This window comes from Paenibacillus sp. J22FR21 (assembly GCF_056269135.1).
On the sequence record NZ_JBWDNJ010000001.1, the window covers coordinates 522,184 to 533,777 of the forward strand.

Consider the following 11,594-nt stretch of genomic DNA (forward strand, 5'->3'; position numbering starts at 1 on the left):
AAGATATTCCTTAACAAAAACATTAATGAGGAGTTCGATGAATATGTTCATTCTGTTGTTTTCATTGGCAGTAATCGCATTAATAGGCGGTTTTATAGCTGGAATTGTAATAATGTTCAAAAAGAAATTCAAGTTAGGATTTTTGTTAATTGGCGGAGGTTTCCTTTCATTTTTTATTTTGACCATTGTCGCTGCATCAAATTTACCCAAAACCAAAGAAGAAACAATACATGAAGAAGTTATGACTACTGCTGAAGCAAAAGTTAAATCTGCTGAAGATGTGAAGGAAGCTAAAGTTAAAGCAGAGGCTGATGTAAAAGCGAAATCTGAGAAAAAAGCGAAAGAGCAAGCAGATGCACACAAATTAAAAGTTGATACAATGGCGAAGAGTTTAGAAGATCAAGGAATGGATAAAAAACAAGCAGAATATGATGCTGAGTTCGTATTAAATATGCAGAACTCCGGTGAATGGACTGCTAAAAAAGCAAAAGATTGGTTGGCTAAGGAAGTTGAAAACAATAAATATGTTGTCTGGCGTAATTCCCAGTTTTCGCAATGGAATGGTTCGATCCCTGTACTAGTTGATGCCGTCAAAGAAAACATGAACAATCCGAAGTCGTTTAAACATGTTGAAACAACCTATGAAGATTTGCCAAACCATGCAGGGTTTAAAGCACGTATGGTCTTTCGCGGAACAAATGCATTCAATGCAACAGTAACAAATTCGGTTGTCGGAACATTCAAGTATGGAGAAAACACATTTTCGTATAAATTTGAACAGTAATCACGTTAAAAGAGTTGTTTTATGAATGAGGCATCCGAAAGGTGAGGATTATTAGCTATGCATGGCATCCTTCTGAAACAAGTGAATGAATCGACTGTAAACTATAGGTTGCTGAAAGATGGAGTTTACATAAGAGATATTCAAATCAAAATTGGTTATACCTATCAGGTTGATCCAATCAACAATAATAAGCGCAAACACAGAGGAAGAAAATGTATTGTATTAGGATTTGAATATATCAAAGATAAAGAAAGTTATCATCTAGAGAATGTAAGAGTGAAATTTGTTGATACTGGTCGTAATGGAAAGGTACAAATTGATGACTTAAATGAACTCGTGTAAGGGAAATAAAAACTGACTTTTAAAGAACAGGAGTTATTAATTCTTATGGAAGATATGAAGAACTTCGAATTTTTTTTTAGAGAAACTGTCAGTCAATTATTAAGGTTGCGATTGGAACTTCAGCCGTATTTAAGAAGAGCGGATGCGTTAGAATTTGATATAGACTCCTTATTCTCGGACGCAGATAAATTAACTCTTGAAATGGACGTTATTCCGAGGCAGTGGTATGAAATGGTTAAGTCAATTGGAGAAGCTCAGAGAGAATACTTTAAATTTATAGATAATTTCAGAGCCTTCGTTGATGATGGTAAGGACGTGGATGCCGATTACACACCTTACTTAGATGAATTATCAGAAGCTCACACTATATTAGGGAAGAGTCTTAAAGGTAAATAATCCTATCTTATGGCTTTAAGATTGAAACAGATAAATAAAAAAATGGATGAATTTTATAAGGAGATACTGACGATGAACTGGGCTCAATATATCACAGCAGCTGTAGCAGTATACGGTGCAGTAATGTCAACTATAACATATCGTGCGAATAGAAAAGAGAAGTTCAGAACTTTATCTGTTGAATTTTCCAATGGTGTCCTCACATACGGAAATGGTGAGACTAGTGATGGTATGTTGTTTATTACAGTCTCGAATATTGGATATAAAAAGGCTATTGTAAATATACCTCGTTTACTATTACCGGATGAGCGGTCAGTTATATTTCCCAATTATAAGTCGCACGTTGAGTTCCCCCATACTCTTGAAGAGGGAGCTAATTGTTCAATATGGATTGGACTAAGAGAAATTAGTGATACCTTATTCAAGGAAGGTTATACAAAAGAAGTTAAATTAAGAGCAGATGTATCGGATCATAGCGGTAAGAAATACGTTACCAGAAAAGGATACAAGTTAAATGTTGAGGGTTGGACTTCATCCAAGTCATAATATAAAGCAAGTATTCCAACAATGGGGAGATATGTGAAAATGAAAAAGTTTGATATCTTATACAGCATAAATGAAACGGAAAAGAAAATAAGTTTAGTTAACATTTCTGAAGAAATTTCTCAAGATCAATATAAGTTAAGTGTTTATTTAAAACAAGAAGTATCCAAAAGAGAATCTGTTGAAGTTGAAGACGTTTCTATTATTTCTGCTGTTTGTATATTCAAAAATTAATAAACAAAAAAAAACTGGATTTGATGAGGTGTCATAAATGATGCAAATATATTCGATTGGTGAAACCGTAGCAACCCCAGATGGTAAAGGCAAAATCTATGCATTTGATAATAACTGGTATACTGTAAAGTTAGATTCCAATGGCGAAATCAAGTATTACACTGATAATCAATTGAAGAGAAGTTAAGCATCATAAAAGGATATTTCAATAGCAGTGAAATAAAGAAAGGAACGGTAAAATGAATAAAGAAGAAGTTTTAGTTGCCCTTAAAGCAGGAGAATTTGATGGTATAAGTCATACGTATCAACCACGAGGTGATGGTTTCAGTAAGAATAGTTATCAAACAAGTATGAGTGTATCTTGTGGGGTTATTGAACTAACGAAAATTACTACTGGCAAATCTTTTGATGGTAAGGAAAATGAACGATTTAAAAGTATTAAACCTGAAGTCTTAAGTGAAAATAAAGCGGTTAAATATATAGAAAAGCATCCGTATTACTTTAAACAAAGAAGACCAGATTTGTTTTAGTAAAGGATTTACTTAAAGAAGCGGCGCAATATATAACATGCTGCGAATGGATCTGAAGCAATAGAGTTTTTTATTTTATTCACTGCTAGAACTAAAAAACCGACTCAATAAATAATGGGTCGTTTTTTTATTTATTCACATATAGAGTTAGACAATGTGTTTGTTTATTTCATTAATCATTTTATTATGTAAGTATTCGATCAGGTCAAATTTATTCATATATGTAATCTCTTATCTCTTCAATTATGAATTCAGGTTTCCTCAGTTTTGTCCTATATTAGTATTATAATATCAACCAGAAAAGGAGGGATTGGATTATATATGGATGTAAAACTAACTAAATGTGTTGAATGCGGATCTTCTCACCTTGAATCCTTTTTAGATACAATGGAAATTGAGATTGAAGGTAAAATGCTGGTTATTGAAAACATCAGCTCAGTTCGTTGCACCAGCTGCAATGAAACGTATTCGGATGTTGCTGCTAATCGATACATTGATAAGCAAATTGAAATCTTCAAGGCAACAAAGTAACTAACGGTTTACGCGTCTAAAAAACCGACTCCAAAAGGGTCGGTTTTTGATTTACTCCTCGGTAACTTCGAACAACTCATCTACCTTAATCCCCAATACTTTTGCGATTGAAAACATATGAATATCTGAATGTTGAGTATTACGGTCAAAACGAGAAATAGCTGATTGAGGGATTCCTGATAGTTCAGCTAATTTCATCTGAGTCAGATTTTTTTCATCAAGTATCTTCATTAATTTAGGCTTAACAATTATCAACCTATATCACCTCTCAATATCTATTATACAATATGCAAATAAAATTAAAAAGGAGTATTGACAATTAAATATGCAATAGTGCATAATGGGTACATGAGCAACAAACAAAATGAAATGAGGGTGATGGGAAGGAGTTGTTGAAAGAAATAATTCGACAAAATGTGTCATAAATCGTCATTGAAATGATGATTATGCAATTGTCAATAACTGATTTCACGCGTTTTCACTACAAAATTGGCTATGGCTTCGACAAGAAAATAAATAGTATGATCTAGAGGAGGATAATTCAAATGCAAAAAAAGTATGCAATTGTTCTTGTGTACAGTGATAATGGATGCCTGATTCAATATGGCGACAAGGATCAAATAGATGTGTTCGTGAGGGCAAATACAAACCCAAGGCTGCAAGGTAATATTTACAAAACAGAGAAGGCCATGCTTAAGGTGATCGAACAATATAAACGCATAAAGCCTTATGCGACGATACAACAACTGATCGCAGCGTAAATCATACCAAGAGAGGCTGATAAATTTGTTAAATAAATTAATTCCAACGATTGTAGAACGTTTTGGGCCGGTAGTCGGCATTGGTCTGATTGGAGTCATGGTTCTTGTTGTGATTTATTTGACTCCAGTCGTAATGAAGAATAGAAAGTAAGTCGCTAAACAATTTGTGAGGAGATGAGTAAGAGTAGTATGGATATGAATGCAGCAAATAGAAAGTCGGAGATTGATTTTTTTGATATTGACCATCTCAAGAGAAGGGCTATGAAAGCATTTGAAAAACATACTGGAATCATTTTTGATAATCTTGAAGCAAAAGAGAGAGAACTTTTAATCAGTATGCTTTCGCCTTCAATGACATTTGTGGATAAAGATGGAGGAGATTCACATCATGTAAACGTTTTTGATACTGACAGTGACACTATTAGTCCACAAAATTTCCCTTATATCTTAGATAGATTTAATAAAAGATTGTAACTACTTGAGCATCCATGAAGGATGTATCAGAAATGTCCATATACATAAGCAATATAGTATAAGTTGGAGCCGATCCCTTAATAAAACCATTAAGTCCTATGGAATCTGAGTAGATGTTTATGCCCTCGAATTATCTCCTACATCTTTGTAGTACACACTTCAATAATCCACTACAATTCCATAGTTAATTATAAAACATCGCCTACAGGTCCATAACTGTGGTGCCAAGACTATATCATTATAAGTATTTAAATAATTAATATTACTATAACTGGAACAGGGGGTGAAAAATCGGCGCTACGCTTAGAAGAACAGCGGTTCAAGATCAAAAGATAAGAGCAATTTAGAACGTGGTTTCAGTTTCTGATTTTTAATCTAAATTTTTTAAATCTAAATTGAAAGAGGCTGATTCGATAATAATGATGATTAAGATTCCAAACTATGCTTTCACTATTCAGGACGAGAAGAAGTTATCTCCCGATGAAACTATAACTTTCTCCTTGCTGTTTAAATATCGAAACGTTGATGATGAGTTTACAACGACGATTGATTTACTAAATCAAATGTTGAAATTTAAAAAAGGTAACAACAGCGAAAATAAGTCACACATCAGAGAGGTAATTGTATCACTTCAAAGTAAAGGATACATCAATTGTAATGTGGATGAATTAACGGACTACTACAAAGTAATTAGTGGATCAATCATCAACTTAGATAAAGGATACAGCGGCGTAGATAGTTCTGTATTGGATGGTTTGCTGCCTGAAGATTTAAATAAATCAAAGTTGAAATATTATATTTATGCTGATGTTAACCGGTTCTCGGAAGGCAATAAATTGAGTTTTGAAATTATTTCATCGAAGTGTAATTATTTCAACAGTGATAAGCATTATGCAGTTGGGACTATACAAAAAATAGTTGATGATATAGACGGGAAATTGATTTTTCGTTTTAGTGGTGAGAGGATTAACGGAAATCCAGAACAAGAAGCAAATGTTTATTACTCGAATCGTTATATGACGGATGAGAAGAAGAAGTTTCATTCTCAACATATTACTGACAAGTTTAATCAAAAGCTTCTAAGAAAGAGAAAAGATAGCGAACTTATCAAGGATAATGCGATGTATGGTGATGACTTGACTGTTAAAGAGTTAAAGAAAGCCTTAAAGGATTCAAATTGGAGAAAAAAGGATGAGTTTCAGCAGTATTTAGATCTTACATATGACGATTACTTTTTATATAGAATCGCAAAAGACGAACAGGTTGCCACAGAATTTGTTAAAAAATGCGAAGTAGCAATTGTGAACATGAAAGATGATCCTAATTGTAAATATGAGTTTGATGCCTGGGAACAACAGTATCAGGAAGACATAAACGAAGATGATTCAATCTGAAAATTATAGAGAAAAAATGTAACAAAACTCCTCTGCCGACCACTAGAGAGTATGAGGAGAAAATAAATTTATAAAAAAGGCAACATTTTACCTCTGTCGACTCTATAGTTACTAGGGAGAATATTTTTTTAAAAAATGCAACAAAACGCCTCTGCCGACCACTAGAGAGTAGGAGAATGTTTATTATAAAAGTTCATACCAGACCCCCTATCTCGACCCTTAGAGGAGTATAGAGGTAAATAATATCTTATTGTCCAAAATAAATTTATAATAAAACGTCAACAAAACACCTCTGCCGACACTATATAGATAGGAGAACTAAATAAATTTATAAAAATGCAACAAAACACCTCTGTTGTGCCTTAGTATAATATAAGGAGTAAATAAACATAAAAATAGGGCTTATTTTGCCTGATTCAGTCCTTAGATAGTATAGGAGTAAAAATTTCAAATAAAATAAACAAATAATTTTTTCTCATTCCAAGACTTTAGTGCATTTATGGCTACTATAAGGTGAGAGGATGTATATTTTCTCAATAATCTATGCTCATTCCAACGCTTAAACGTGGAGTGGGCTATTTATTTTACCTCATATCCTTCTGAGATATAGAGCTAGTGGATAATAGTTATTCCTTTAGTTGAGACAGTTGAGTCGATGTAAGGAGAGAGATCCCGCTTGGACATTTACGTGTTCAGGTTGAAGGGGTCTCTTTTGCTTGCACAAAAACAAACTACAACTATAAAGGATAAGGTGAACTGATTAATGAGTAATGTACAGGTATTCAAGAATGAATTATTTGAAGTGACGGTAAGAGAGAATGGTATCAATGTTGAATTTGATGTGGAGGCCATTTCGAGAAATCTAGGGTTCATCCAGTCAAAGAACAACAAAGATTACGTCCGATGGGAAACAGTAAATAGTTATTTAACTGAGTTTGGATATTCCCAGCGAGTTGGGAAGGGAGATTTTATTCCAGAATCATATTTATACATGCTTGGTATGAAGGCGAACAATGATGCAGCTGTTTTGTTCCAGAAGTTTATCGCATTCGATGTGTTACCGGCTATTCGTAAGAATAAGGTGTACATTGATGCATCTGCAACAGATAGAGAGATTGAGGCAGCAGTTCGATTTGCTACACCTCAGAAGAGACGTACAGCATTATTAGAGGCGACAATTGATGGAAAAGACAGTATCTTCAACGTGTATGATGAAATCAAGGATTATATGAAGCGTTGGACTGCGGATGAAAAGGTTACTACATATAAGCACATCGAACGAGTATTGCTAGATAAGCAAGATACATACGGTAAGGATGTAGCATTCATACATAAGGTTGAAGAACTGCTTAGACAAGTAGCTAAGGATATCGATAAGGTTAAGAGCTGGAGAAATGGCGCTGAGAAGCGAGGATTGGGCAAAGAGAACAGACAACTTAAGCAGAAGATTGATTATCTTACACCTGAGTTAGATGACTACTACCTTATCGATTATAGTGCATTCTCGGAAAATTATATGTATGAGCAATTGCCAACAGGTAAATGGGGGAAGACAAAAGAATTCAGGAACTGGATTGAAAACTTTCCTTATGAAGATCTACCTTATGATGCAGGTATAGATTGGAACAAACCAATTAAAATGTACCTTGCTTTTGTACATAAAAAATCTTTGGACATTCAGAATCTTCATAAGGGTGTTATCGATTTAATCTTCAGGCATTACGGATACGATGATTATAAGATTGAGGATATCGATATCAGAGCAACACGTATCGGTACAGTAAACAGCCATAAAGATGGGAAGATCTACTTTATGATGCGGAATGTCTAACTATCTCGTTGATCCATAAAAGAACTGACAAGCTGATTTTACATAATGCTCATTTTTGGTAGATGTGACGGTTGTATCGTCATGCCCTTTAATGATAACTCCAGAATCAAGCAGATCACCTTGCTGGTATATATCGATAGGACGAGTGAACGTCTTCATTCTTTCGAAATCAGCATAAGTAATAAGTGGTCGTATTTTAGGCATATGTCCTCCAAGGAATGTAATAAATCTAATTTACAATAAAGTGGTATCTTACTCAACCTTATGCGTGATAAGATCTAATTTGGGGTGAGAAAAATTGATGCTCTTAGGTTATTTGATGGTGGCTCTTATTATTTACTTTTTATTTGAGAAGCGAATTAATCAAAGAATATATCTGAAGAATATCTCTAAGTCTGGAATGAATGAGATTGATAAGATGCCAGGAACTCAATTCGAGGACTATTTATATACGCTATTTAGAAGGATTGGATTTCAAGTAACTAAAACAAAAGCTACTGGTGATTATGGTGCCGATTTACTCTTACAAAAAGATGGGAAAGTTATTGTAGTTCAGGTCAAGCGATATCAAAAAAAAGTTGGAGTTAAAGCTATACAGGAAGTCAGAGCTGCAGTAGCCTTCTACAATGCTCATGAAGCTTGGGTTGTAACTAACAATTATTTTACTGACTCGGCCATTACATTAGCAAAGAGTAACCGTGTAAGCCTAATTGACAGAGAACTGCTGATGACTATGATAATAAACCGTGAGACAGTTAATATGTGATTAAAGAGGCTACCCAGTTGGGTGGCTTTTTTATTCGTAAAATTTGGGATAGGATTTGTTAAGATAACCCCGGACCAAAAGTAGTAGTCAGTATATGATATCGGAATAATTTTTAGCAGGAAATTCCTCCCTTTCTGTCGAAATGTGTAGGACAAAGGGAGGATGAGATTATCCCAATGAAATATTGAAATCCAATTGGGAATTGTAGTATAATTTCCTTATATCTTGGGTATACTTCTAGGGGGAATTTTGTTAAAATGTCCGCTATTGAATATTTAAATACATCGGCAGTGCAATCAGTAATTCCGAATACGGTTAAAAGAATTAAAAGACACATAAGGTTGGTAATTGGGATGATCCAACTTAAGGAGGAAGCCCAGATGGAAAAGCCAAGTGCAAAAGAACTAATTGATGCTTTGGGATACAAAGAGATTAAGCCTCTCGTTTTACCGGAAAGTATCCAAATTGATGTAGACAATTGTGATACCGAATACTATCAAGCTTGGCTAGAAGAGGAGCTGCTTGAGCGATATGAAGAGCTTTGATCCAGAAAAAATAAAAAAAATGGAAGTGCAGGATCAAAGTGATCGTGAGAATGCTCAACAAGGTCAATTCTTTTTTGCTAACGTAAAGACATCAAATGGACTGCTAATTCCCCATCCAGTTTTTATACTAGGAAAACATGATGACAGTAATGATACTGACGATGTAATTGTATGCATTTGTACTAGAGAAAAGGCAAGGTCTTCATACGACATTCCAATTAAACTTAAAGATGACTCATTTGTTAGAACTAATAAGATTTATTTATTAAATCGTAATCAATTAGTACATAAAATAAGAAAATCAAGTGTTGTTCCCACCACCATAGCAACCATTAAACAAAAATCTGTTGATGCCATTAATTAGGTTAATCCAACAGAAAAGCTGCTCAGTTCATGAGTGGCTTTTTTTGGTGTGTCTAGAGAAAAAATAAAAACCACCAGATCTCTTCATTCTGGTGGTCATCTACAGAGGTACCGAAGTGGTCAGCGTCACCACGTACATGTTGTTATCTCTCCTTATTGATTCACATTAGGCCAATCTAGATGGCAAACGAGGCAGAAATGATAGCGGAGCGTTCCATGCAGAGTTAATTAAACTGGAACCTTGTTGCGGTATGTTGTAACTTGCATATGAGTTTAGTGTTGCCACAAATAAAGAATCATTCCTATCCGTAACTTTCATCAATTGTTCTCTTATCTCTACATCTGTTTTATTACTTTGAACAATCCAAGTTGAATATTGAATCCATTTTACATTACCAAGTAAGTGTATCGCGGTATAAAGTTTTAAGTATTCCTCTTTGGGTTCATGCCCCTTCAAATCATATGAAATGATGTGAATATTCATCTTTCATCCCCTCCTTGATATTACTTCTTTTTGTTTGCTCTGGATTGTGCTAGTGCAGATCCTGCAAGAGACTTAGTAAGAGAGCTTGTACGAGAGCTAGTTAGAGCTTTGGATGCTTTTGTAGCCATTGGATCTGAAGTTACTTTACGAGTGCTGCTTTTAGCCAATTGCTTGTCCTCCTTTCAAGTTGTATTATGAACAGTTTGTTCTTCTTCTGTTCGTATATAATATATCATAGGGAATTTCCAATTTCAACTAAATGTCGAAAAGTATAATAGCACATATAGTGTTGAATGAAAGTTTTCATTAAAAAAATGATACATATAGTGTCAAATGGGATTTTTGTCGAAATTATGTCAAATTAAGAAAAAGCTCTAGTGAGGGTTCTTTTATGGCTAAATCATTTTCAAAACGGTTTTATAATTCGAAGGCCTGGAAAGAGTGCAGAGCTGCCTATATAGCATCAGTATTTGGCCTATGCGAAATTTGTCCGAATCCGGGATTCATTCTTCACCATAAGATTGAACTTACTGCTCAGAACATTAATGACGCATGGATAACGCTGAATCATGCTCATCTACAATACGTTTGTTTGGGCTGTCACAACAATATACACATGGGTACAACAGCGCCAATCACTGCAACGGGAACCGTGTTTGATAGTATGGGGAATCTTATTAAAGTTGGAGAGGGGTTTAAACGTGAAACATTCTGAATTAGTTAAAACTAGTAAAGCACAATGTGGGACATGTAATAAGATTAGTGAGATCAATTCAAATGACAAGGTGAAATGTTGTCACTGTGGAGATCAAAAGAATATGTGGGCAATGTATGAATTGAGGAGTAATTGCGATATCGATATTGAAAAGAACAAGTTCATACTTGAGTTTGATGAAGCTCCTGCATTGGTATTCGTATCACAGAATGGCGGTCGTGTTGCTGATGTATACCAAGACGGTGTTAAACTCGGAGGTATCCGCGCTATCACAATCAGAGCATCGGTAGACGATGCAACTACGCATGAGATTGAATACATCACTGGTTGTACTAAGCCGGGTTGGACTATAAAGCAGAAAAATGGGTAAAACCACCCCCCATAACGCTTTAGTTGACTAAAGTGTCTAAGACCGATGTGACACATTGAAAGAATAAATTTAGCATCCGCATGAGGGGGTGTAGTCATTTTAGAAGACAGAATCGCCAGAATTTCCGTCTATAAGAAGAAACTTACGACGCAATTCGCGAAAATTGAACCAAGAAAGAAGAAGATAGCCGCATCATTGATAGAGAACGCTGCTTTTATGATAATCACGTTGGAAGATTTGCAAGCCAACATAAACCTTCAAGGCGTGGTGAGCAATTACCAGAATGGGGAGAACCAATGGGGAACGAAGAAGTCTCCAGAGGTTGAAATTTATAACGCTATGATTAAAAATCACATGTCGATCATGAAGCAACTAACTGATCTTCTGCCGGAAGAGGCACCAGTCAATGAAGACGATGGTTTCGACACGTTCACGAATAAAAGGAGTTGAGTGAATAGATTTATATCAGGTGTATAACGGATAAGTGGGGGCGCTTTAATTGGCGGCTCTTTTCTTTTGAATGAAAGGTGG

18 protein-coding genes are annotated in these 11,594 nt (G+C 35.0%); 16 read left to right on the plus strand and 2 right to left on the minus strand.

Annotated elements, in window-relative coordinates; genetic code table 11:
- The first annotated feature begins 43 nt into the window (after window positions 1-43).
- From AC0YNS_RS02625 to AC0YNS_RS02655, 7 genes are all read left to right on the plus strand, one after another.
- Entirely contained in the window at window positions 44-784 is a 741-nt protein-coding gene (locus tag AC0YNS_RS02625; RefSeq protein ID WP_475779479.1) for a hypothetical protein, read from the plus strand.
- Between the two features lie 57 nt (window positions 785-841).
- Window positions 842-1,126, plus strand: coding sequence for a tudor domain-containing protein (locus AC0YNS_RS02630; RefSeq protein WP_475779480.1), 285 nt, complete (start codon window positions 842-844; stop codon window positions 1,124-1,126).
- A gap of 45 nt (window positions 1,127-1,171) precedes the next feature.
- Window positions 1,172-1,522, plus strand: coding sequence for a hypothetical protein (locus tag AC0YNS_RS02635; RefSeq protein ID WP_475779481.1), 351 nt, complete (start codon window positions 1,172-1,174; stop codon window positions 1,520-1,522).
- Between the two features lie 72 nt (window positions 1,523-1,594).
- On the plus strand, window positions 1,595-2,068 hold the full coding sequence (locus AC0YNS_RS02640) for a hypothetical protein (protein ID WP_475779482.1): 474 nt from the start codon (window positions 1,595-1,597) through the stop codon (window positions 2,066-2,068).
- A gap of 39 nt (window positions 2,069-2,107) precedes the next feature.
- A complete protein-coding gene (locus tag AC0YNS_RS02645; RefSeq protein ID WP_475779483.1) occupies window positions 2,108-2,299 on the plus strand; it encodes a hypothetical protein in 192 nt (63 codons plus the stop codon).
- Between the two features lie 239 nt (window positions 2,300-2,538).
- A complete protein-coding gene (locus AC0YNS_RS02650) occupies window positions 2,539-2,829 on the plus strand; it encodes a hypothetical protein (RefSeq protein ID WP_475779484.1) in 291 nt (96 codons plus the stop codon).
- Window positions 2,830-3,150: 321 nt separating this feature from the next.
- Window positions 3,151-3,360, plus strand: a complete 210-nt coding sequence (locus AC0YNS_RS02655; protein WP_475779485.1) for a YgiT-type zinc finger protein — start codon at window positions 3,151-3,153, stop codon at window positions 3,358-3,360.
- Between the two features lie 51 nt (window positions 3,361-3,411).
- Here AC0YNS_RS02655 and AC0YNS_RS02660 read toward each other — a convergent pair whose 3' ends face one another.
- Window positions 3,412-3,615: a helix-turn-helix domain-containing protein gene (locus AC0YNS_RS02660; RefSeq protein WP_475779486.1), complete on the minus strand. Its 204-nt coding sequence runs from the start codon at window positions 3,613-3,615 to the stop codon at window positions 3,412-3,414.
- Between the two features lie 290 nt (window positions 3,616-3,905).
- On the opposite strand from AC0YNS_RS02660, the gene AC0YNS_RS02665 reads away from it, so the two are divergent.
- From AC0YNS_RS02665 to AC0YNS_RS02695, 7 genes are all read left to right on the plus strand, one after another.
- Window positions 3,906-4,121 (plus strand): hypothetical protein, encoded by a 216-nt coding sequence (locus tag AC0YNS_RS02665; protein ID WP_475779487.1) that lies wholly within the window; start codon window positions 3,906-3,908, stop codon window positions 4,119-4,121.
- 195 nt (window positions 4,122-4,316) lie between these two features.
- A complete protein-coding gene (locus tag AC0YNS_RS02670; protein ID WP_475779488.1) occupies window positions 4,317-4,595 on the plus strand; it encodes a hypothetical protein in 279 nt (92 codons plus the stop codon).
- Window positions 4,596-5,014: 419 nt separating this feature from the next.
- The gene (locus tag AC0YNS_RS02675) at window positions 5,015-5,989 is read left to right on the plus strand and encodes a hypothetical protein (RefSeq protein ID WP_475779489.1); all 975 of its coding nucleotides are present in this window, start codon (window positions 5,015-5,017) and stop codon (window positions 5,987-5,989) included.
- Window positions 5,990-6,752: 763 nt separating this feature from the next.
- Window positions 6,753-7,820 (plus strand): BRO-N domain-containing protein, encoded by a 1,068-nt coding sequence (locus tag AC0YNS_RS02680; RefSeq protein WP_475779490.1) that lies wholly within the window; start codon window positions 6,753-6,755, stop codon window positions 7,818-7,820.
- 301 nt (window positions 7,821-8,121) lie between these two features.
- Window positions 8,122-8,586: a restriction endonuclease gene (locus tag AC0YNS_RS02685; protein ID WP_475779491.1), complete on the plus strand. Its 465-nt coding sequence runs from the start codon at window positions 8,122-8,124 to the stop codon at window positions 8,584-8,586.
- A gap of 380 nt (window positions 8,587-8,966) precedes the next feature.
- On the plus strand, window positions 8,967-9,131 hold the full coding sequence (locus AC0YNS_RS02690; protein ID WP_475779492.1) for a hypothetical protein: 165 nt from the start codon (window positions 8,967-8,969) through the stop codon (window positions 9,129-9,131).
- Window positions 9,118-9,495, plus strand: coding sequence for a hypothetical protein (locus tag AC0YNS_RS02695; protein ID WP_475779493.1), 378 nt, complete (start codon window positions 9,118-9,120; stop codon window positions 9,493-9,495). Before AC0YNS_RS02690 ends, AC0YNS_RS02695 begins: the two co-directional genes overlap by 14 nt.
- A gap of 165 nt (window positions 9,496-9,660) precedes the next feature.
- Here AC0YNS_RS02695 and AC0YNS_RS02700 read toward each other — a convergent pair whose 3' ends face one another.
- On the minus strand, window positions 9,661-9,978 hold the full coding sequence (locus tag AC0YNS_RS02700) for a hypothetical protein (protein WP_475779494.1): 318 nt from the start codon (window positions 9,976-9,978) through the stop codon (window positions 9,661-9,663).
- A gap of 701 nt (window positions 9,979-10,679) precedes the next feature.
- Between AC0YNS_RS02700 and AC0YNS_RS02705 the strand changes: the two genes are divergently transcribed.
- Both AC0YNS_RS02705 and AC0YNS_RS02710 read left to right on the plus strand, forming a co-directional pair.
- On the plus strand, window positions 10,680-11,063 hold the full coding sequence (locus tag AC0YNS_RS02705; protein WP_475779495.1) for a hypothetical protein: 384 nt from the start codon (window positions 10,680-10,682) through the stop codon (window positions 11,061-11,063).
- Window positions 11,064-11,279: 216 nt separating this feature from the next.
- The gene (locus AC0YNS_RS02710; RefSeq protein ID WP_475779496.1) at window positions 11,280-11,513 is read left to right on the plus strand and encodes a hypothetical protein; all 234 of its coding nucleotides are present in this window, start codon (window positions 11,280-11,282) and stop codon (window positions 11,511-11,513) included.
- Window positions 11,514-11,594 lie beyond the last annotated feature (81 nt).

Bases quoted from the DNA above. Each gene is read 5' to 3' on its own strand.
- AC0YNS_RS02645 (WP_475779483.1), top strand. From the start codon at position 2,108: ATGAAAAAGTTTGATATCTTATACAGCATAAATGAAACGGAAAAGAAA.
- AC0YNS_RS02700 (WP_475779494.1), bottom strand. From the start codon at position 9,978: ATGAATATTCACATCATTTCATATGATTTGAAGGGGCATGAACCCAAA.
- AC0YNS_RS02685 (WP_475779491.1), top strand. From the start codon at position 8,122: ATGCTCTTAGGTTATTTGATGGTGGCTCTTATTATTTACTTTTTATTT.
- AC0YNS_RS02690 (WP_475779492.1), top strand. From the start codon at position 8,967: ATGGAAAAGCCAAGTGCAAAAGAACTAATTGATGCTTTGGGATACAAA.
- AC0YNS_RS02655 (WP_475779485.1), top strand. From the start codon at position 3,151: ATGGATGTAAAACTAACTAAATGTGTTGAATGCGGATCTTCTCACCTT.
- AC0YNS_RS02675 (WP_475779489.1), top strand. From the start codon at position 5,015: ATGATGATTAAGATTCCAAACTATGCTTTCACTATTCAGGACGAGAAG.
- AC0YNS_RS02680 (WP_475779490.1), top strand. From the start codon at position 6,753: ATGAGTAATGTACAGGTATTCAAGAATGAATTATTTGAAGTGACGGTA.
- AC0YNS_RS02670 (WP_475779488.1), top strand. From the start codon at position 4,317: ATGAATGCAGCAAATAGAAAGTCGGAGATTGATTTTTTTGATATTGAC.
- AC0YNS_RS02630 (WP_475779480.1), top strand. From the start codon at position 842: ATGCATGGCATCCTTCTGAAACAAGTGAATGAATCGACTGTAAACTAT.
- AC0YNS_RS02640 (WP_475779482.1), top strand. From the start codon at position 1,595: ATGAACTGGGCTCAATATATCACAGCAGCTGTAGCAGTATACGGTGCA.
- AC0YNS_RS02695 (WP_475779493.1), top strand. From the start codon at position 9,118: ATGAAGAGCTTTGATCCAGAAAAAATAAAAAAAATGGAAGTGCAGGAT.
- AC0YNS_RS02625 (WP_475779479.1), top strand. From the start codon at position 44: ATGTTCATTCTGTTGTTTTCATTGGCAGTAATCGCATTAATAGGCGGT.
- AC0YNS_RS02635 (WP_475779481.1), top strand. From the start codon at position 1,172: ATGGAAGATATGAAGAACTTCGAATTTTTTTTTAGAGAAACTGTCAGT.
- AC0YNS_RS02710 (WP_475779496.1), top strand. From the start codon at position 11,280: ATGATAATCACGTTGGAAGATTTGCAAGCCAACATAAACCTTCAAGGC.
- AC0YNS_RS02665 (WP_475779487.1), top strand. From the start codon at position 3,906: ATGCAAAAAAAGTATGCAATTGTTCTTGTGTACAGTGATAATGGATGC.
- AC0YNS_RS02650 (WP_475779484.1), top strand. From the start codon at position 2,539: ATGAATAAAGAAGAAGTTTTAGTTGCCCTTAAAGCAGGAGAATTTGAT.